General features: G+C 54.2%; 19 protein-coding genes. 6 read left to right on the top strand and 13 right to left on the bottom strand.

What is annotated here, in order from left to right; genetic code table 11:
• Positions 1-74: 74 nt before the first annotated feature.
• Positions 75-1040, bottom strand: coding sequence for an agmatinase (gene speB / locus OES20_01920; GenBank protein MDH3633438.1), 966 nt, complete (start codon positions 1038-1040; stop codon positions 75-77).
• 129 nt (positions 1041-1169) lie between these two features.
• Between speB and OES20_01915 the strand changes: the two genes are divergently transcribed.
• A complete protein-coding gene (locus tag OES20_01915; protein MDH3633437.1) occupies positions 1170-2171 on the top strand; it encodes an alpha/beta fold hydrolase in 1002 nt (333 codons plus the stop codon).
• Between the two features lie 35 nt (positions 2172-2206).
• Here the strand turns inward: OES20_01915 and OES20_01910 are convergent, their stop codons facing one another.
• A complete protein-coding gene (locus OES20_01910) occupies positions 2207-2602 on the bottom strand; it encodes a VOC family protein (GenBank protein ID MDH3633436.1) in 396 nt (131 codons plus the stop codon).
• 423 nt (positions 2603-3025) lie between these two features.
• On the opposite strand from OES20_01910, the gene OES20_01905 reads away from it, so the two are divergent.
• A complete protein-coding gene (locus OES20_01905) occupies positions 3026-5158 on the top strand; it encodes an ATP-binding protein (protein ID MDH3633435.1) in 2133 nt (710 codons plus the stop codon).
• A 125-nt stretch (positions 5159-5283) separates the two neighbouring features.
• Here the strand turns inward: OES20_01905 and OES20_01900 are convergent, their stop codons facing one another.
• The 3 genes from OES20_01900 to dinB form a co-directional block, all read right to left on the bottom strand.
• Positions 5284-6000 carry a sulfite exporter TauE/SafE family protein gene (locus OES20_01900; GenBank protein ID MDH3633434.1) on the bottom strand — a complete coding sequence of 239 codons (717 nt, stop codon included), beginning with the start codon at positions 5998-6000 and terminating at the stop codon, positions 5284-5286.
• A 113-nt stretch (positions 6001-6113) separates the two neighbouring features.
• Entirely contained in the window at positions 6114-6302 is a 189-nt protein-coding gene (locus OES20_01895) for a hypothetical protein (GenBank protein ID MDH3633433.1), read from the bottom strand.
• 137 nt (positions 6303-6439) lie between these two features.
• Complete coding sequence (dinB, locus tag OES20_01890) at positions 6440-7516, bottom strand: DNA polymerase IV (GenBank protein MDH3633432.1); 1077 nt, start codon at positions 7514-7516, stop codon at positions 6440-6442.
• Between the two features lie 67 nt (positions 7517-7583).
• On the opposite strand from dinB, the gene OES20_01885 reads away from it, so the two are divergent.
• The 3 genes from OES20_01885 to OES20_01875 all read left to right on the top strand — a co-directional run bounded on the left by OES20_01885 (position 7584) and on the right by OES20_01875 (position 11605).
• The gene (locus OES20_01885) at positions 7584-8297 is read left to right on the top strand and encodes an alanyl-tRNA editing protein (GenBank protein ID MDH3633431.1); all 714 of its coding nucleotides are present in this window, start codon (positions 7584-7586) and stop codon (positions 8295-8297) included.
• Between the two features lie 100 nt (positions 8298-8397).
• Positions 8398-9615 carry a ChaN family lipoprotein gene (locus OES20_01880; GenBank protein MDH3633430.1) on the top strand — a complete coding sequence of 406 codons (1218 nt, stop codon included), beginning with the start codon at positions 8398-8400 and terminating at the stop codon, positions 9613-9615.
• Between the two features lie 52 nt (positions 9616-9667).
• Complete coding sequence (locus tag OES20_01875) at positions 9668-11605, top strand: M1 family aminopeptidase (GenBank protein ID MDH3633429.1); 1938 nt, start codon at positions 9668-9670, stop codon at positions 11603-11605.
• On the opposite strand, the gene OES20_01870 is transcribed toward OES20_01875, so the two are convergent.
• Entirely contained in the window at positions 11582-12778 is a 1197-nt protein-coding gene (locus OES20_01870; protein ID MDH3633428.1) for a Rieske 2Fe-2S domain-containing protein, read from the bottom strand. The genes OES20_01875 and OES20_01870 overlap by 24 nt on opposite strands.
• Positions 12779-12911: 133 nt before the next feature.
• Here OES20_01870 and OES20_01865 point away from each other — a divergent pair, with 133 nt between their 5' ends.
• Positions 12912-13841: a LysR substrate-binding domain-containing protein gene (locus tag OES20_01865; GenBank protein MDH3633427.1), complete on the top strand. Its 930-nt coding sequence runs from the start codon at positions 12912-12914 to the stop codon at positions 13839-13841.
• Here OES20_01865 and OES20_01860 read toward each other — a convergent pair.
• From OES20_01860 to mazG, 7 genes are all read right to left on the bottom strand, one after another.
• Positions 13810-15249, bottom strand: a complete 1440-nt coding sequence (locus OES20_01860) for an HDOD domain-containing protein (GenBank protein MDH3633426.1) — start codon at positions 15247-15249, stop codon at positions 13810-13812. The two genes, OES20_01865 and OES20_01860, sit on opposite strands and share 32 nt — an antisense overlap.
• A gap of 6 nt (positions 15250-15255) precedes the next feature.
• Positions 15256-15825: a PilZ domain-containing protein gene (locus tag OES20_01855; GenBank protein MDH3633425.1), complete on the bottom strand. Its 570-nt coding sequence runs from the start codon at positions 15823-15825 to the stop codon at positions 15256-15258.
• A gap of 8 nt (positions 15826-15833) precedes the next feature.
• A complete protein-coding gene (locus OES20_01850; GenBank protein ID MDH3633424.1) occupies positions 15834-16745 on the bottom strand; it encodes a flagellar motor protein MotB in 912 nt (303 codons plus the stop codon).
• Positions 16746-16755: 10 nt separating this feature from the next.
• Positions 16756-17511 (bottom strand): MotA/TolQ/ExbB proton channel family protein, encoded by a 756-nt coding sequence (locus OES20_01845; protein MDH3633423.1) that lies wholly within the window; start codon positions 17509-17511, stop codon positions 16756-16758.
• A gap of 163 nt (positions 17512-17674) precedes the next feature.
• Positions 17675-18181 carry a hypothetical protein gene (locus OES20_01840; GenBank protein MDH3633422.1) on the bottom strand — a complete coding sequence of 169 codons (507 nt, stop codon included), beginning with the start codon at positions 18179-18181 and terminating at the stop codon, positions 17675-17677.
• Positions 18171-18758: a TetR/AcrR family transcriptional regulator gene (locus tag OES20_01835; protein ID MDH3633421.1), complete on the bottom strand. Its 588-nt coding sequence runs from the start codon at positions 18756-18758 to the stop codon at positions 18171-18173. Before OES20_01835 ends, OES20_01840 begins: the two co-directional genes overlap by 11 nt.
• A gap of 10 nt (positions 18759-18768) precedes the next feature.
• A complete protein-coding gene (gene mazG / locus OES20_01830) occupies positions 18769-19557 on the bottom strand; it encodes a nucleoside triphosphate pyrophosphohydrolase (GenBank protein MDH3633420.1) in 789 nt (262 codons plus the stop codon).
• Positions 19558-19629: the final 72 nt, after the last annotated feature.

Below are 19629 nucleotides of genomic sequence, written 5' to 3'. Positions count from 1 at the left end.
GTCCAGGTCGCCGTGGCCGGTCAGCTCTACCGTTTTCATTGTTACCGATACTCTTGCTGTGGCAATGGTCGAATTTAGCGTTGACTCACTTTTTCGGCCAGCAGGCACAGGATTTCGAACATTATCGTTACCGCGACCAGTGCCGTATTGCCCGACATGTCAAAGGGGGGAGAAACTTCGACCACGTCGCCGCCAACAAGATTTAGGCCACGCAAACCGCGGATCATCTGCTGTGCATCATAGGTCGTGATACCACCGATCTCGGGGGTTCCGGTGCCGGGCGCGTACACCGGGTCCAGCGCATCGACATCAAAACTGATATAAGTCTTGCCATCACCAACCACGCGGCGGGCTTCGGCGATAACCGCTGCGATTCCCATCTCGGTGTATTCCTCGATTTCAATGACGCGAATACCCTGGTCGAGCCCCCATTGCTTGTCCTTATCGCTGTAAAGTGCGCCGCGGATTCCGATCTGCACGGTGCGTTTGGGATCGAGCAGGCCTTCCTCGATTGCACGCCGGAACGGGGTACCGTGAGTGTATTTCGATTCGCCGAAGTAACGATCCCAGGTATCGGTATGCGCGTCGAAATGCACCATGCCGACGGGTTCCTCGCGGCATAGCGCGCGCATCACCGGCAGCGTGATCAGGTGATCACCGCCGGCGCTCAATGGCAGGATGCCCTGATCGACCACGGTCGCATAATATTTTTCCACGCGTGCCAGTGTATCGCCGATATCGACCGGATTGACCGGTGAGTCGCCGAGATCGGCGCAGTTGCATAGATGAAAGGGCTTGATCCCGGTCGCATGGTGGACGTTGCGTGCCATCGTCGACAGGTCGCGAATCTGGCGTGGCCCGTGTCTTGCCCCGGCGCGGTTGGTGGTACCACCATCCCAGGGAACCCCGATCAGTCCGATATCGACCTCGCCGGCGTCACGTGGATCGACGTAGGGCAGGCGCATGAAGGTTGCAATGCCGGCAAAGCGTGGCAGGTCATTGCCGGAGATGGGTTTGTATGATTCGGGTTTGCTGGTCATCGATTCGAGTAACACGGTAATTTTGCAGGCCCCAGTATAAATTTAAAGTTGCCGAAGCAAAGTGTTTTTGTCTTAATCCCTATATCGTGGATCCCGCTAACTCAAACTAACAGGAAAACTGGAGTCCAGTTGACACACGAACACGGGTACAGGGCCCCTCGCCATCTGCGCAATGCACATCTGCAAACGGTGCTCAACAGCCAGGGACCGCGCAAGCTACGGGCCCGATACCTATCGAAACGCCTGGAGTCCGAGAAACTGATTCTGCAGGCCGATGATGGCACACGCTTGCTGGCAGAATTTGACCGTGCTGCTAACGGTTGCTCGGTGCTGGTGATTCTGCTGCATGGCTGGGAAGGCTGTAGCCGTTCTTCTTACATGGTTACCACGGCCGCGAGCCTGCTGGCGCAGGGTTTCGACGTTTTGCGTGTCAATCTGCGCGACCATGGAGATTCGCATCATCTGAACCGCGAACTGTTCAATTCGACACGTTCACCGGAAGTGGCCAGCGCATTGCTGGAATTCGTTGACAATCATACCTACGATCATGTTTTTCTAGCCGGATTCTCACTGGGTGCGAGCTTTGCGTTGCGGATTGCAGCCGATTCGGGCTCTGGGATTGGTCTCGATGCGAGCATTGCAGTTTGTCCACCAACGGATCCGGCGCGTGCAATGGATGCCCTCAATAACGGCTTTTTTGCCTACGAACGCTATTTCTTCAGGCGCTGGTACAGGTCGCTGCAGTACAAGCTGCAGCATTTTCCGGATCTCGATTACGGCGCGGAACTTGTGACCGCTAAATCACTGGACGATCTGAACCGGATTTTTATTCCACGGCATACAGTTTACAGTAATGTTGACGACTATTTTGCGGCCTATGCCCTCGTGGGTGATCGTCTCTCTGCGATGGCCATGCCGGCCTACCTGATCGCGGCAGAGGATGATCCGATCATTCCGGTTGACGACCTCAAGCGCATTGATCCGGTTGAAAATTTGCAGGTCGAGACCTACCGTCATGGCGGTCATTGTGGATTCATCGAAAACCTGGCCGCACACAGCTGGGTTGAGGGTCGAATCATTCAAATAATACAGGCGCAGCTTTCAAAGGTAGGTTTTCGCAAAACCGGGTAAGCCGCTCACCATGGCTCCGTGATTGGGCAAGCGCGCTATTGATAGTGGCCATGTCGTTGCAATACTTCGATTTCGTAACCGTCCGGATCGGTGACAAAAAAGAAACGCGCGAGCAGGTTATTTTCGGGAGCAAACTCGACAATGTCGGTAGGTTCGATTCCGAGTTCGGTTAATCGTTCGTGTTCGTTATCAAGGTCATCAACACACATGGCCACATGCCCATAACCATTGCCGTGCTTATAGGCGGTGGTCCTGCCCTTGTTAAGCGTCAGCTCGATTTCCATATCGTTTTCATCGTTGCGCAGATAAACCAGGGCAAATTCATCAAAGTCAAGTTCGTGCGAAGTCTTGAGACCAAAGGCCTGCTGGTAAAAAGATTTTGACCGATCAAGATCGAGCACGCGAATCATGGTGTGAATAATTTTTGCCACAGCTGCACCTTGATAAATTAAAAAATGGCCACCAGTATATCCGGCAAACTCACGTGGAGGTTAGTAATATAAGGGGTACCAGGGGAACAAACAGGATTTTCAGAGAGGGTATTTCGGCTTGAAGTAATTGGCAAATTCGTATGTCAATAATAGTTGCCAGCCAATTTTATAGCCTAGGATCAAATGACTTTTCCGGTTAGGCGAGTTCCCGAAATTCAGTGCATATCCCGGTCATATGTTCTATAACTTCAAATAGTTACCTCATGTGATTATTGTTACTTGGATGACCGGCTCGTGTAATATATTTGTCCATTCATGAAACTGCGAACGCTAATCTTCGGAGCCCTGCTACTGGTATCTATCTTTCCAGTGGGCATCCTCGCGTATTGGCACCATCAAACAGCTGTCAACAATGAATTCTCCGTGGTTGAAAATCAGCACAAGGTCATTGCCAGGAATTTAACCATTGCACTGGACCGATATGCCACCGATTTACGGTCGGCGTTTCAACTTACCACCGACAATTTGCAGAACAAGGAAAAACTAAAGGGATTGGAATGGCACCTTGGCGAGCTGTATTTTCATCACGTCTGTTCGATTGATGCAACTGGAAAAATACAGCAACTTCAGTGTGCGCTGGCCTGTCCTCAGGGTCAGCAATTTTCTGAAACAGTGCTTTCCTCATTAAAAGACACGTTTGGGGCGGCCGCAGATGACCCGGGTAGTATTCAATTCAGCAGTATTACCCACAATCCAAAAATCCAGCCAGCAATCTATCTGGTCAGAAAAATGACAGACGGGAACACTGCCATCGGGGAGGTTTCAACCCAGTATTTTATTGAGCTGCAAAGGGCGGTTGCATTCGGCGAAAAAGGTCACGCGGCCATTGTCGATAGCAAGGGCAGTGTGATCGCACACCCGAAGCAAGACTGGATGGACTCGATGAAAGACCTTTCCAGGATCTCCGTGGTGCAAAAAATGATGGCCGGCGAAAATGGTGTAACCCAGTTTTATTCACCCGCAGTAAAGGCTGACATGGTCGCAGGATTTAACGTCGTGCCGGGCGTGGGCTGGGGCGTTATGGTTCCGCAACCGCAATCAGAAATATTTCAGGATGCGCAAAGTATTTCGAAGGCCGCTCTGACCATAGCGATACTGGGAATTTTTGTCGCCGCATTCCTCAGCTGGTGGATTTCCGGCATACTTTCGCATCCAATGCAGGTTATGGCCGACACTGCCCAGTCCGTCGCGCAGGGGGATTTATCATCGAAAGTAAACCTTTCTTCCGACCTGCGACCCCTCGAAATCCGAAAGCTTGAGAAATCTTTTAACCGGATGATCGACGATGTCGGGAGAAAAAATACGGTACTGGTTAACCTGGCTCACGAAGCAATCAGTTCGAGCAACCATAAATCGGCATTTATATCTTCCCTGAACCATGAACTTCGTACGCCAATGAATTCCGTTTTGGGATTCGCGCAAATGATGGAAATGAATGCCGCGGAACCCCTGACGGAAGACCAGAAATCCGCGGTCGAGCACATACTGAGGAACGGTAACCACCTGCTGGAACTGATCGACCAGATGCTGGAATTAAATGAGATTGAAGCCGGAACCTTGCCCCTTAACATGGAGGATATCCCGGCTCGCGACGTTTTTGATGAAAGCCTCTACCTGATCCGGGCACGGGCAGACCAGGAAGGGGTCAGTGTCATCGATAAGACCGCGGACGAACATCTTCCGCTGCTGTTTACCGATAGCACCCGGCTGATACAGGTGCTGATCAACCTTATGACCAATGCTGTCAAGTATAATCGCAGGGGCGGCACGGTCACGTTAAGCTGTGAGCAACTACCCGAACACATGTTTCGTATCAGTATTACCGATAATGGGATCGGAATACCCCCGGAGCAACAGGCCAGCCTGTTCCAGCCATTCGAGCGCCTGGGCCATGAACTGGGTCAGATCGATGGCACCGGTATTGGCCTGAGTATCACCAGGCAGATCGTCGAGATTCTGGGAGGACAGATAGGCTTCGAGAGTTCCGTGAACAAGGGCAGCACTTTCTGGGTGGACATTCCCATGAGTATCAAACAAGCGTCGATGCAAAAGGCGGTCAAGGCGAAAGATGCTGCAAATGCGGACGAGAAAGACAGCAACGATAATGGCCCGGTTCGCACGCTCCTCTATATCGAAGACAACCCGGACAGCCTGCATCTGGTGGAGGCGATTGTCAGTCAATTCGGAAATATCCGCATGCTAACCGCCGAAAACGCTACCGTTGGATACGACCTTTCCACGAGTCAGCAACCGGATTTAATCCTGATGGATATCAACCTGCCGGGCATGAATGGCATGCAGGCCCTGAAACGCTTGCAACAAACCCGTGAAACCAAGGACATACCCGTGATCGCCGTCACTTCCAACACGATGCCGAAAGATGTGGAAGCGGGCCTCAAGGCCGGGTTCGCGGCCTACATTACCAAGCCGATAAAAGTATCGGAGTTCATTCAAACTATCGATCAAACGCTTAACGACGCCGGGCATTTTGGCTAGGGGAAATTTTCACCTATAATCCCGGTCGGCCATTGTTCGCTGAATTCGAGTATCTACTTCTCAACCGTAGTTATGGAACAGCATATCCCGTGGTCACACCAAAGGCCAGGCCAGGGGTGGCATTGTCAGGCAAGCGTGAGGTAAATCATGCGCAGTGCCAACACCGTCAACGCCCACTTGAGTATTCTGCGAAACAGGGCCTCCGGAATTTTATAGCGGATATGTGTGCCGAGGAGGGCGCCAAGGATTACGGCGGCCGACATGCCGATAATGATTTGCCAGTAGCTGATAAAGGAAAAACCGAGCAGGGCAAACAGCACGACTTTTATCAGGTGGGTGAAAGTCATCATCAACGCGGCAGTGACCACGAGTGCATCGCGTTGCAGGCCCTTGCGTAATAGCGCCGCCTGGCCCATCGGGCCGGTTGCGCCAACCATCACGCTTAGCCCGGTCTGAACTGCACCGATCAACACGAATTCCCCCTTGAGCGGTTTTTTGAATTCCAGTTTGGGTCCCCAGATCGTGAACAGGATATAGGCCGCGATAATCAGTGGCGTATATTCGAGATTGATTTCACGGGTAATGCCCGCAGCGAAAAGGCCACCGACAACCGAGCCCGAAATAAATGCCAGCACGAACTCCCAGTGCAGAAAACGCAGGCCAAACAGGGCCCGGCTCGAGTTGGAAAATAGCTGTACGATACCGTGAACCGGTACGATCGCTGCTGCCGGTATGAAGCCCGGCATGATTGCGATCAACATCATGCCCCCGCCGATTCCCGTGATCGCGGTCAGCGTCGAAGTGCCGAACGCAATCAGAATCAACAGGATTTCGTTATTCATCAGTAGTTTGCGCCAGGTGTTCGGAATGGCGCTGTCTGATGAAAAATCTACCGCTTGCCCGACTCTGAACTGGCTCAGGAGGGAACGGTCTCAACGACCGTAATCGATGGTTGCTAGTTATAGCCGAGAATCACGACTCGCTCGATGCCGTTTTCATCCACATTGTCGCGTTCGATATCTTCCAGACCATGCTGTTCTTTGTTGACGAATCGAGGATCGCCGTAGTACGAATTCTCCGGCGATCTGGCCCAGGGTGACGAAATCAGTGATTCGAATGGAGGAGCCTGTGTTTTATTGCTCATGTGTCCTAGCCTTATCTACAATAAGTTAGCTGTGTTTATTCCTAACTTACCTTAAATGGCGATCATAACTATCTGATAAATAAAAACAAGAGTAAATAATTAATTTTTTTACCAAGTTGGCGCTGTCGGTGGCGATCTCACCCGTCAAACAGGTCCATCTGGCCTCCGCTATCAGTCAGGTCGAGCAGGCGCACGCCGAGACCCAGCAGGCGCACCGGCACTTTAGCGCGCAGCCAGGCTTCCTCGCACAGCATTGCGTAGTCGCCATAGTTGGGCGCGGTCAACTGCCGTTCGACCGTGGTTTGATTGAAATCGAAAAACTTCATTTTGACGAAGCAGTTGTGAATGCGGTAATCGTCATCGAGCCTCTGCAGCCTGGTCTGCAATGAATCGATCAGGGCGGGAATTTTTTGCAGGCAACTTTCGAGGTCAGGCAGGTCTTGATCGTAGGTGTGCTCGACACTGACCGATTTTCGTCGCCACTCGGAAACCACGGCGCGGTTATCGATACCATGTGCGAGCTTGTGAATATGCTCGCCAAACTGGCCGAATTCCTGCACGAACTGGAAAATATCGTAGGCACGCACGTCACCACAGGTTTTGACACCCTTTTGCTCCAGGCGCTGGGCGGTAACCTTGCCGACACCCCAGATTCGATCGACCGGAAGCCGTTGTAGAAAATCGTCGACCTGTTGCGGGGTTACGACATACTGTCCATTGGGTTTATTCATGTCGCTGGCAACCTTGGCGATGAATTTGTTCGGCGCGATCCCGGCGGATACAGTGATACCGATCTTGTCCGCGATCCGCTCGCGGATTTCCTGTGCAATCAGCGTAGCGCTGCCGCGACAGTGCTTGCAGTCGGAGACATCGAGAAAAGCCTCGTCGAGCGATAACGGTTCGACTAAATTGGTGTACTCGCTGAATATTTCATGCATCTGGCGAGATGCTTCCCGGTATACGGACATACGCCCGGGAACCAGGATCAACTGTGGACAGCGCTTGACTGCAGTCGCGCTCGCCATGGCGGAACGCACCCCGAACTTGCGCGCCTCGTAGCTCGCAGTAGCGATTACGCCGCGCCGGGTCGCGCTGCCGCCAACCGCGATCGGTTTACCCTTGAGTCCCGGATTGTCGCGCACTTCGACCGCGGCATAAAAACAGTCGGCGTCTATATGAATAATCTTGCGGCTGGGCTGGGGGACAGAATTCACAGTTTATCGACTTGCTTCGTGGTTGCGGGTAGGTAAGAATCACCGCAGAGCAGGCAGGGCCAAAACGATGACGGAAAAAGTATTTTATCAAGACAGCTACCAGAAAACACTCAGCAGCGAGGTAGTCGAGGTTCTCGACCATGGCGTGATTCTCGCGGCGACGATATTTTATCCGCTCGGCGGCGGCCAGCCAGGTGACACCGGGTGCCTGACGATTAACCGGCGCGAATACCGGGTTGTCGATACGCGCTATGCCGATGATCGGCATAATATTGTTCATATCCTCGAAGACGAGGATACAGGCGCGATTCGTGCCGGAGACAAGGTCGATATGGAAATCGACTGGGAGCGCCGACATCGCCTGATGCGCATGCATACCAGCATGCACCTGGTGTGTTCACTGATCAGTGCCCAGGCCACGGGCGGTGCGGTTGGCGAAACCGAAAGCAGACTCGATTTTGATCTGCAAGGGCAGGTGGTTGACAAGGAGCAGCTGACCGCGGACTTGAATGCTTTGGTCGACAAGGCGATACCGGTTAGCGTGGGCGCAATAACCGATGCGGAGCTTGATCAAAAGCCCGAGCTGGTCCGTACCATGTCGGTACAACCACCGCGCGGACACGGAACGGTGCGGACCATTACGATCGAAAATACCGATTACCAGCCGTGTGGGGGGACTCATGTACGCAATACCGCCGAGATTGGCGAGCTTCTTGTCACCGGCCTTAAGAACAAGGGCAGGCAAAACAAGCGCATTAGCCTGGCGCTGGTCAAACCCTAATTCGCTCAGGTATGTCCCAAACTAGCCTGCTGATCTGTGTGCAGCATATATCCGTATTCACCGGACAATTCGTTAACGAAATCCCGGGAGTGGTAACCGGATGAATATCTTTGCCAGGATTTGTGTTGTTACTGGCTGTCTGCTGTTGTCCCCTTTCAGCCAGGTGTGGGCCGTGGAGGCCAGCGACAGCTGCGATCATCTCATCGCACAGTGGCTCGATCCCGCCAGCGGAGAAACCCTGGCAAGTGATGTGGTGTTCAAACGTCTCGAAAAATCCCGCATTGTCCTGTTAGGCGAGTCCCATACGACCCGGGAACACCATCGCTGGCAGCAATACACGCTCTCGGCATTGCATTCACGTAACAGCAACATGGTGCTTGGCTTTGAAATGCTGCCACGCAGCAAGCAAGCGGCACTGGATGCCTGGAGTGCGGGCAAGTTGAGCGAAAAGGAATTTCTTGAGCAGTCCGACTGGCAAAAAATCTGGGGCTACGATGCCGGTTTATACTTGCCCTTACTGCATTTCGCACGTCTCAATCGCTTGCCGACAATCGCCCTGAATATCGATCGGGAACTGGTATCCCGTGTGGGTGAAAAAGGCTGGCAGGGGCTGCCCGAGGCAGAGCGTTCAGGCCTGTCGGATCCCGCGCCGGCCAGCAATGAATACCGCGAATTGCTGGCACAGCTGTATGCCTACAAGCAGAGCCTGGGCAACGAGGTAGGCCAGGACAAGGCAATTGAACCGGATCTGGAAGAGGTGCTGCAAAGTGATGCGTTTTCGAATTTCGTCGATGCGCAGCTGACCTGGGATCGGGCCATGGCCGAAGAGCTGGCGGCGGCGCATCGCCGCGATCCCGCAGCGCTCGTGGTCGGAATCGTCGGCAGAGGTCATCTCGAATACGGGTATGGCATTCCGCACCAGCTTGCCGACATGGGCATCGACGATGTGGACGTGCTGCTGCCGATTGATTCCAGCGATGGCTGCGATTCTCTGCCGGCGGACCTGGCGCACGCGGTGTTCGTGGTTGCAACGGAAACCGATGGACCTGTTCCGCAAGGGCCGCGCCTGGGGGTCATGATCGAAAGCGGCGATAACGGGGTGCGGGTAATGCAGGTGGTCGCAGATAGTGTTGCTGCGAAAAGCGGCATTCTTGAAGGTGATGTCATACAGTCAGCGGCCGGCTTTAAAACGGCCACCAACGCAGAACTGATCGAGATCATCCAGCGCCAGGCGCCGGGAACCTGGCTGCCGTTAACGCTACTTCGCGGCGACAAAACGATCGCATTGCAGGCCAGGTTCCCGCAAAGTTTTGAATAAACTCGGTTTTCGCATACTCGCGGTCTTACTCTGTTATTCGAGTAGCCATGCGATGGCACAATTCTCGAGCCCGCTGACCGAGCACTCGATCGACGTCTTACTTGAGACGGATACGGCAGAAATCCTGATTAAAGACAGGCTACTGGTGAGTGGCAGGGACAACTTCCGGTTTCGACTTGCGCCGTGGCTCAGCATTGAAAACCTGCTGCTCGATGGGCGGAAAATTACCGTCCTAAGGCAGGGGCAAGAGTACCTGGTGCAGCTTCCAGCTGGCGTTCAGCACGAACTCAGGTTTACGCTGCGCGGCGCCGTGCCGGTGCGGGGGTCGCAGCAGCAATCTGCACCCGGTGTTTTCAGCAGCGGTGGCAGCGATGGTTTTTTCCTGCCGGGATACGATGCCTGGATTCCGTGGGACGAGACCGGACGCATAAAATATCGGCTGACGATAACAGTACCGTCCGGGCAACGGGCGGTTGCGACCGGAAAGCTCATAAGCGATCAAAATACCGACGATGGATATGAAGCCGAGTTTGCTTCGATTGCCGCGGGTGAGCCGCCGTCGCTGTTTGCGGGGCCATACCAGGTACAGGAGAAACGCGGTCTCGGGTTACGCTTACGTACCTACTTTCACGAGGAGTTAACCCCGCTGGCCGACAGCTACCTGAATGCGGCCGATGGATATATTCAGCGTTACCAGCAAACCATCGGCGATTATCCTTACCACGACTTTCATATTATCTCGGCACCGATACCGGTGGGGCTGGGTTTTCCCAGCCTGACTTATGTCGGTCGACAGGTGATCCCACTGCCGTTCATGCGCACGCGCTCATTGGCGCACGAGGTATTACACAACTGGTGGGGGAGCGGGGTCGCGGTCGATTATGAAAGCGGCAACTGGGCTGAAGGATTGACCACTTACCTGGCCGATTACGCGCTTGCCGTCGATCAGGGCGCCGAAGCGGCACAGAGCATGCGTATCAAATGGTTACGTGATTACGCTGCGCTTCCCGCCGAGCGTGACCGGCCGGTTACGGCTTTCACCTCGAAACAGCACCAGGCTTCACAGGTGATCGGATATAACAAGGTCGCCTTTATTTTTCACATGTTGAAACTGGAAATCGGTGCGGTTGCTTTTGATCAGGGTTTGCGTGGATTCTGGGAAAAGCACAAACATACAACGGCCGCGTGGCGGGATCTGCAGGCGGCCTTCGAACGCGCGTCAAATCGGGATCTCGGCTGGTTTTTTGGGCAATGGCTGCTGCGCGCTGGCGCGCCACGACTGAGTTTAGGTGCACATAGCGTAACCCAGGATGACGCAGGATATCGTACTCGCATAGAAATATTACAGCCGGTTACCGGCTACCGTTTCAAGTTACCGCTGGTGCTGGCAACGGTCGACGGTAACCAGCAACACGAAATAACCGTTAGTGAAACCTTGACACGCGTCGAGTTCGTCACGCCGGCAAAACCGCTCTACCTACAGGCCGACCCTGGCAGCGATATCTTTCGGCGCCTGCATCAGAACGAGGCACCCCCTATTCTGCGCGATGTCACGCTGAACGCGACAAGCCGCACGCTGATTGCGTCTGTGGATGACGTTTTTTTGCAGACGGCGAAGCGCCTGGCGTCAAGGCTTATGGATACCCGGCCAGTTTTTGAGAACCTGGCTGCGGCGCAACAGCCAGGTCACCCGCTGTTGCTGGTTACCACCGACGACAGGCTGTCGGAGCAGCTGAAACTGCTGCGACTGGAGCGACCACCCGGCTTACCGCGGGGAGCCTATTCGGCAGAGGTCTGGACCACGCGCCGTGCTGACGGAGCGCCGGTACTTGTGGTCTCAGCCACCAGTGCCGACGAGCTGGAATCGTTGCTGCGACCGCTACCCCATTACGGCGGTCAGAGTTACGTATTATTCGAGGCGGGCCGTGCAGCAAGCCGCGGTATCTGGCCGATTACGCGTGGCGCGCTATTCCGCGATCTTGCTCCCTGAAGCCTGGGCCGCCTTTAACTTGCGTGCGACCCACTGGTGAAAGTGATGGGTCGGTTTATCCATCGCTGGCGAAAATACGCCGCCATTGTAGCCCGGTGACCGGCGACCGCGCTGCATCCCCTCGACCGCGTCGATATCTTCACTGAATACAACCCGCCATGATTCGAGGGTGGCGTTGCGGCTTGCCGCGTGTTCGTCGGAAAGCGCCTCGTCGCCAACGTAGTAAAGGCGCAGGTGCTCTACGGACCTGTCGCAGGCCCGGGGTTCGATAATCATCGCGAATGCATGGTCGGCCTGTATCCCGAGCAGAACGTTTGGGTAAAACGAAACATACTCGGCCTGTTCGAGTTTTTCCTGCGGCCACTCGGGAAAGCGCGGCAACGCGGTGCCGGCCTGGTCGTACAGGCGGTAGGCATTACTGCCTTGTCCGCCAAAGTCACCGCCATACATGATGTGATAGTGGTCCTCGAGGCGGGAATAGGTGTTCAAGCCGGGGTGAATCCACGGCAGGTGGTAGCTTTCGCAATAATTTTCTACCGCCAGCTTCCAGTTCGAGTTCACCTCGATTTTCATACCCTTGCCGTTGGCCGCGGTTCTTAATCGATCCAGACCGGTAGAACCCAGAAAGGTATCCCATTTGGCGGTTAGCGGTTTGATATAATCCTCGAAGTCGGGCGCGTCACCGGAAAGATTGATAAAAACCACGTCCATCCACACGGTCGAGCGCACCGGTTTTAATCCATGGTCGCAATGTTTGAAGCCGTCTGATTTTTGTTGTCCGATTCCACCCAGGTGGGGGGTGCCCTTGAGTTCTCCATCAAGATTGTAGGACCAGGAGTGGTACTTGCAACGCAACGCGCCCTGGACTTCCATTTCATCGTGCACGAGGATCATACCGCGGTGGCTGCAGACATTATGGAATACCTTGATCTCATCCTGCTTATTGCGCAGGATGACCAGTGGCAGACCCATGAAGTCGACCGGTTTGACATAGCCCTTCTTCGGCAGGTCACTCGCAAACCAGAGACCCGCCCAGCTTTTGCCGAGCACATGATCGCGTTCATGGGCCAGGAATTCATTGCTGGTATAAGCCTGGTTGGGCAGTCCGTTTGCCTTTTCGATTGGCTGCAGGATCGCGTCAAGAGTGATGGTCGGTGCCGTAGTCTGGTTCATGGGTATTATCCTCAATATCAAGCCCGGTACAAGAACGGGCACTTCCAAAAGTAAACATTGCGCCGATTAGACCGTTTTGGCAATATTAAAAAACTTCAATTTGACTTTACTTTAAGTAAACTGTCTCTGTTCCATGGCGCGTCGATATTATCAACTACCCAGTCTCACCGGGCTCAACACTTTTGATGCCTGTGCCCGGAATGGCAGTTTTACCGCTGCGGCTGCCGAACTCGGTGTCACGCTGGGTGCGGTAAGCCGCCAGGTAAAGGCACTCGAAACCGAGCTGGATTGTGCGCTATTTCTGCGGCTGCACCGCGGTGTCGAACTCACCGCCGAGGGAATCGACCTGTTCCAGGTGCTGAGTTCGAGCTTTCAACAAATCGGCAGGCTTTGCCAGGAATTCAGAAACCGGGCAAAGAGCCTGGATGTCACTATTGCCGCCACGACTGCTTTTGCCTCGCTGTGGTTGATGCCGCGTCTTGGTGGCTTCTGGCAGCAGTACCGTGATATCAATTTGAACCATGCCATATCGGATAACCCGGGTGACAGTGGGTTTGTCAACGCCGACATCCGAATTCGCTACGGCGATGGTCGATGGCGTGGTGAACGGGCGCTGAAATTGTTTGACGACCGGATCTACCCGGTTTGTGGGCGTGGTTTTGCCGAACATCACGAGCTTTTACGGCCACCGGATTTACTGCAGTTCCCGTTGCTTCAACTGGACAATGTCGACCCGGCATGGACTGGATGGGGCGCCTGGATGGTGCAGTGGAACTGTGATATTTCACAGGCAAATTTTCGGCGTTTCAACAATTATGTCGTCGCGCTACAGGCTGCCGAGGAGAACCAGGGTATTGTTCTGGGGTGGCATTCGCAAGTCGAGGCCCTGATTCGAAGCGGCAAGCTGGTTCGCATCGGCGAAATGGAAATCCCGGCACCGGGTTCTTTTTACCTTACCTGGGATGAAACTCGTCCACTGTCCGACGCGGCCCAGCGTCTGCGCGACTGGCTGGTCGAGACGGGTCGAGAATTTACCGAGCCCGGGAATCGCGCCGTCGTTTAACCAGGTAAGTTAATGCCTGGCTGGTCAGCTTGATGGCAGACTTGAATTGCTCATAAGTCTTTTTATCAAGCCGGGTAACGCCCTGGGCGCGATCGCCAAATATCATGCCAACCGGCTTATTGGCGACAAACATCGACATCAGGAAAAAGCTTTCGTGCAGAAAGCTCGCCTTAAACCGGGTCGGCAGTGCGGATTCGTACTTGTCATAGTTGTCAGGCTCGACCCACAAGGACTGCTGTTTTCCAAGCAATTTTTTAAGCACGCTCTCCCGCTTGATATCGATGACCAGTGTTCGGATCGGGGAATGCTCGTCTATTCCCCTGCCGACGCGCGTCCCGAGCCTGGTTTTGTCTTTCGACAGCAGCATCAGTACTACCCGCGTGAGGTGTAAATCGTCGTGTAAGTGATTGAGCAGCAGATCCAGCAGTTGTGCCTGGGTGGGTTGCGAGGTTTTTAGCAAGGCTCTAACGCGGCCTTCGAATTCATCTCCCCCGGATTCTCGATCTTCAACTACGTCAGGTGCCGGTTGCTCGGTCGTGTCCAGATCGGGCAGCATGATCAGACGCGCCGCGGCCGGTAATACGTCATCAAACGGGCTGTTACGCGCGCACTCGATTGCGACTGCCTGTAAATGCTTGTCGAAGCCGTCGAGTGACTGGTTTAAATAGGCTGCACAGACTTCCTCGGTTGCTTTCATCGACGAGTGATACCAGCCCACCTCGGCCTGGTGGGAAACATCAGCAGCGAGCTGAATCAGGCGTGCCTTGCGACCGGACGGTATATTCTCGTCGAGCGACTCTGTAACCAGCTCAGGTAGATACGATTTTGTCGCGTACTGGCGCCCGAGTTCGTGGAAATCGAAACCGAAAACCGGTTTGGCACTGTTGGCCTCGATCCCCAGCTCTCGAAACCTGGCCTGGTACTGTTGGTAACGCTCGTAATCAAACAGGCAGGCACAATACTCACCAATGTTGTGCAGTAAGGCGGCGCTGCGTATCTCGTTGACGGCCTTAATTCCCTGCAAGCCAATGAAGCGATCCAGTTGGGCCAGTAGATGAAGGGTGCGGCTCATCAGCTGGTGGTAACTCTGCCGCCGCAAGGCATCCGGGTGCGTTTCATTGAGTACCTTATGCTGCATTACGAGGTCGGCAATGGCACTGTCGCCGAGCAGACTCAGTGCCGCGTGAACCGATTCGACCGGATTTTTACCACTATTTCGCAGCTTGCCGTTGACCTCGTGGTATAGCGACACGCTGAGGCCGGGATCGAGCACGATAATATCGGCCAGATCCCGCACGGTTTTGCTGTCGTCTTCGAGGATTTCGAGCGCCTGGCGGTGAAAGACTTCGAGCGCCGGTATAAATTCATGATGATCCGATAGCCACGAGCGCGCTGCTTGTTCGGTCATTGTCGTCTAGCTCGCCTGTGAGCTGCCCAGTGATTCCATTTGCTTGCCGTGTACATGCTTAATCAGGATTTCGCGATCGGCTTCGTGCAGGTGTTCGAAATCCAGTGAAACCCGATTATTACCCTGGTCGTCTCCCTGGTCTTTTTCGATCTTTACAACACGGGCAATGATGACAAGCCTGAAGCCCGAGGGCAATAGTTTTAACTTCAGTTCTACCAGCGCATCCTGCTCCGGAACCTGGTCGTCACAATAGGCGATACCCTGGGCACTGAGGTTTACCGATTTCTGTGCCATCGCGTGGTCGTTGTCGTCACCGACGAGCTTGTTGGTAAGGCGTTCGATCTGTTTTTCCAGCACCGCGAGATAACGTCCCAGTTCCGGCATTTTGCTATCGATCTTGTGGCGATCGGCGATATGCTGTTCGATTTGAAAATTGAAGTTATTGCGAATCGAAAACGCGTGTTCGTTTTCCCAGAAGTCTTCGAGGCGTGCGTCGATTTCTGCGTTGCCAATCTGCTCTACCGCGAGTGAGGCCTCGTCGTTAATCCGATAATAGCGTCGTCTTTCGTTGGTCATGGTCGAGCCTAGCCATCGGGTGGTTGAACATAATCGACATTGAGTGCAGGGGAGTCTCCCGCAATCGCACTCAGGTTGCCATGCAGTACGCTAATTTCTACACGACGGTTCTTGGCGCGATTTTCCCAGCTGTCGTTGGGCACGATGGGTTCATTGTCGGCGAGTGCCCGGATTTCCATGCGCTCGGGATCAACGTCACCTTCCTGAATGAAATAATGCACCACGCTCGCCGCGCGCGCCGCTGACAGGTCCCAGTTGGAGCGAAACCTCTGCGTCTCGATCGGGATGTCATCGGTATGCCCGGCGATGACAAAGTGTCCATCGCGTTGATTGAGGACGTTGGCAATCAATTTGAGTATGGGCAGGAATCCTTGCTGGAGTTCTGCGTACCCGGAGCCGAAGGAACCGCGCTCACGAATTCGTATCAGTACCCGGTCGTTAAAGGCTTCAATTTCGAGCAGTCCATCACCGATTGCTTCGGCCAGCTCATCCTGCAGCTCTTCGGCTTCTGCCTGGGCTTCGCGTTGTGCTTTTTGCTGGGCGATCGCCTCGGCTTCGGCTTCGCCCATCGCGCCGTCGTTGCGTGATTTTGAATCACTATAGTCGAGGTTGGTCTTGGTGTCGTCGGTGGTCTTTTCGCGCATGATCTCGAGTGGCGTGACCTCGGTCGGTTTGCCGGGGCTGTATTGCTTGGCGATAACGCTAGTGCCTTTCGGAATTTCAGTAGCCTTGACGATGCGTTGAACGCCGAATGCCAGCTTCATCGCGCCGGCAACCTGCTTGTACTTGAGTACATCCATTTCCGCAAACGACAGTAACAATACGAAAAAACACATCAACAGGGCCATCATGTCGGCGAAGGTTGCGAGCCAGGGAGGTAGGCCTTCCTCGCAGGGAGGGCAATCGCATTCTTCGCTCATCGCGTAGCTCCTATTCTTCTTCCTGGCGTTTGCTTTCCGGGAGGTATGCGTTCAGCAATTGCTTCAGAACCCGTGGATTAGTGCCTTCCTGGATGCCGTTAATTGACTCCAGGATCAGGTCCTTGTTGAGTTTTTCATAGCCGCTGATCAGCACCAGTTTTTCTGACAGTGGTGAGGCAAACGCGTTGGCGATAATTGCACCGTAAAGGGTGGTTAACAGTGCGACCGCCATCGCAGGACCGATGGCAGCGGGATCGGACATATTAGCCAACATTTGCACCAGGCCGATCAGGGTTCCGATCATGCCCATCGCCGGTGCGTAGACGGCCATCGCTTTGAACATATCAGCGCCCACGGTATGGCGTTCGATCGACATGTTGATATCCTTGGCCAGCAGTCCCTTTACCACCTCGGGGGCATGTCCATCGATACAGAGCCCGATACCGCGTTCCAGGAAGTCATTGCCGATCTCGCGGCCTTCGAGTGCGAGGATGCCTTCCTTGCGTGCAACGTTGGCGAGCTCGACCGACTCGTCGATCAGGTTCTGTGGTGCATCGAGTTTGTAAAAGAAACCTTTCAGGCCTATTTTGAAAGATCCGAGGAAATTGCCGATAGTGACACGCATCAGGGTCACGGCGAAGGTTCCGCCGACAACAATCAGTAGCGAGGGGGCATTGACGAACAGGACAAACGGCCCGCCCAGGCTTATAGCGGTTGCGATGATGACGTAGGCCAGTATGAATCCAACGATTGTTGCGATGTCCACCCAGTTGCTCCTGCTTGCTAACCTGTGATCGAGTAAATAGGGTCTAGTGCAGAGTTGTGACTCTACCCGTATAGCTTTATCGGTCACGGGGGCGAAATCTTTAGTCGCAAAATGGGATTAAATGGGAGAATTGACACCTTTTAGAGCATCTTTTCAGACGGCGTCATGCCTGCTGCAGTCGGGGCAGGTGAAGTTGCCTCAATTCGACGAGGTTGCGGCGCGCGAGCCAGCACAAAGCGTCTCCGGCATCCAGTTCGAACCAGGCCTTGCTTGTACCGAGACGGAAACTGTAACCCCAGGTATCCATATCGATGAACATGCGTTCACGCCCAAACCCACTGATCTCATCTGCCAGCAGGATTTGCAGGTAGCAAACCGCGCTTTCCTCGGCGTCGTCACTGCCCGCGTCGGTATCGAGTCCGGGTCGTCGGGCCGGGTCGAGGCAGATATAGTGGCAGGCTTCGTGCAGAATCGAATGGATCGGCGTGTCGCTGCGGGCGTATAGCAGGTTACCTTTGAGGCCGGCTTCTTCCTCCCCCCAGTAGCTGTAGGGAATGGGCTCAGCATCCTTGCAGTGGTTTAGTTGCAAACCGAACCTGGTCAGTAGCAGGCAGAGTTCGGCGATTTCGATATCGGCAAGGCGCAATACGTCTGGACGATCAGTCGCCATAAACCTGCAGCAGTTTGGCAATGGTTTGTTGTAAGCGCCACCATTCCTCGGTTTTGTACTGCTGCGACTGGTTGCGGGTACGAATGATCAGGTAATTGATGGCAGCGCCAAAAACACCGAGCGCACCGCCGATGTCGATATTCGGCTGATGGTAGAATGCGCGCACGCGTTTTACCAGTTCCATACCACGCTCACTGCGGATGCGTGCCAGGGCATTGGTCAGGTTGTTTTGCGCCGACATTTCCCAGGCCATGATTTCAAGCGTTAGCGGGCGCGCTTCCAGTGCCGCGACATAACGATTCAACAGGCGCTGCAGGAAATCGGGTAGCGCGATGGCGCTGCACTCGGCGGATGTTTCGGTGATGATTTCATCCATCTCCCACCACAGCGTCGTGGTCTCTGCGAACGCCAGCAGTAATTCATCAAATCCGCCGAAATATCGATAAATCAATACCTTGTCGCAACCTGCCCGGCGCGCAATAGCGTTTACGCCAACCGCTGGATAACCCTGCTCGAGTAAAATCGAACCCACGGCATCAAGGATTCGCTGCTCGGTTTTCAGCCTGTTCCGCGTCATATTTTACCTTTCATCCGACACTGTTCTTGGATTCCTGCCAGAACTGCTCCATGCGTTCGAGTTGTTGCTGGTCCATTTCAATACCGGCATTCGCCATTTGCTGTTGTACGTAGGCAAAGCGGCGCAGGAATTTTCGGTTTGTGTTGCGCAGCGACATCTCAGCGTTGACCCTGGCATGGCGGGCAAGATTTACGCAAACGAACATCAGGTCTCCAATCTCGTCACTGATGGCATCACGGTCGCCAGAGTTGAAAGCATGCCTCAACTCCGCCAGCTCCTCTTCGAGTTTATCGAAAACGGAATTTATGTCGGGCCAGTCGAAGCCGAAACCGGCGGCATCATTCTGTATCTGGCGGGCACGGTAAATGGCCGAGTTCGTGCCCGGGTCACTACCCAGTTCCGTCTTTGCCTGCGCCTGCGCCGATTTTTCCTGTTGCTTGAGCGCCTGCCACTGTTGAGACAGGGTTTCTTCACTGAGTATCTGGTCACGGGTTTCACCGAAGACGTGCGGATGACGGCGCAGCATTTTGTCGGTGATCCCCTGGGCGACATCATCGAACGTGAACTGACCCTTTTCTTCAGCGATACGTGCATGAAATACAATATTGAACAGCAGATCACCCAATTCCTCCTTCAGGTTCTGGGTGTCGTCGCGCTCGATTGCGTCAAGTAATTCATGGGTTTCGTCGAGCGTGTAGCCAGCGATGGAGGCGCTGGTCTGACGAATATCCCAGGGACAGCCATTATCAGGGTGACGCAGATCCCTCATTACCTGCAGCAGGTTTTCGATTGTACTCATCAGTTCTATTGCGTTCGGGTAATTAAAAACCAGATAATACCGGCCTTTTAACAGAATCGCAGCCGCAACCGT

This window comes from Gammaproteobacteria bacterium (assembly GCA_029862005.1).
Lineage (GTDB): Bacteria > Pseudomonadota > Gammaproteobacteria.
This window is presented reverse-complemented; position numbering and strand designations above follow the sequence as displayed.

Bases quoted from the DNA above. Each gene is read 5' to 3' on its own strand.
- speB (MDH3633438.1), bottom strand. From the start codon at position 1,040: ATGACCAGCAAACCCGAATCATACAAACCCATCTCCGGCAATGACCTG.
- OES20_01900 (MDH3633434.1), bottom strand. From the start codon at position 6,000: ATGAATAACGAAATCCTGTTGATTCTGATTGCGTTCGGCACTTCGACG.
- OES20_01895 (MDH3633433.1), bottom strand. From the start codon at position 6,302: ATGAGCAATAAAACACAGGCTCCTCCATTCGAATCACTGATTTCGTCA.
- OES20_01885 (MDH3633431.1), top strand. From the start codon at position 7,584: ATGACGGAAAAAGTATTTTATCAAGACAGCTACCAGAAAACACTCAGC.
- OES20_01880 (MDH3633430.1), top strand. From the start codon at position 8,398: ATGAATATCTTTGCCAGGATTTGTGTTGTTACTGGCTGTCTGCTGTTG.
- OES20_01875 (MDH3633429.1), top strand. From the start codon at position 9,668: ATGGCACAATTCTCGAGCCCGCTGACCGAGCACTCGATCGACGTCTTA.
- OES20_01870 (MDH3633428.1), bottom strand. From the start codon at position 12,778: ATGAACCAGACTACGGCACCGACCATCACTCTTGACGCGATCCTGCAG.
- OES20_01865 (MDH3633427.1), top strand. From the start codon at position 12,912: ATGGCGCGTCGATATTATCAACTACCCAGTCTCACCGGGCTCAACACT.
- OES20_01860 (MDH3633426.1), bottom strand. From the start codon at position 15,249: ATGACCGAACAAGCAGCGCGCTCGTGGCTATCGGATCATCATGAATTT.
- OES20_01855 (MDH3633425.1), bottom strand. From the start codon at position 15,825: ATGACCAACGAAAGACGACGCTATTATCGGATTAACGACGAGGCCTCA.
- OES20_01850 (MDH3633424.1), bottom strand. From the start codon at position 16,745: ATGAGCGAAGAATGCGATTGCCCTCCCTGCGAGGAAGGCCTACCTCCC.
- OES20_01840 (MDH3633422.1), bottom strand. From the start codon at position 18,181: ATGGCGACTGATCGTCCAGACGTATTGCGCCTTGCCGATATCGAAATC.
- OES20_01835 (MDH3633421.1), bottom strand. From the start codon at position 18,758: ATGACGCGGAACAGGCTGAAAACCGAGCAGCGAATCCTTGATGCCGTG.
- mazG (MDH3633420.1), bottom strand. From the start codon at position 19,557: ATGAGTACAATCGAAAACCTGCTGCAGGTAATGAGGGATCTGCGTCAC.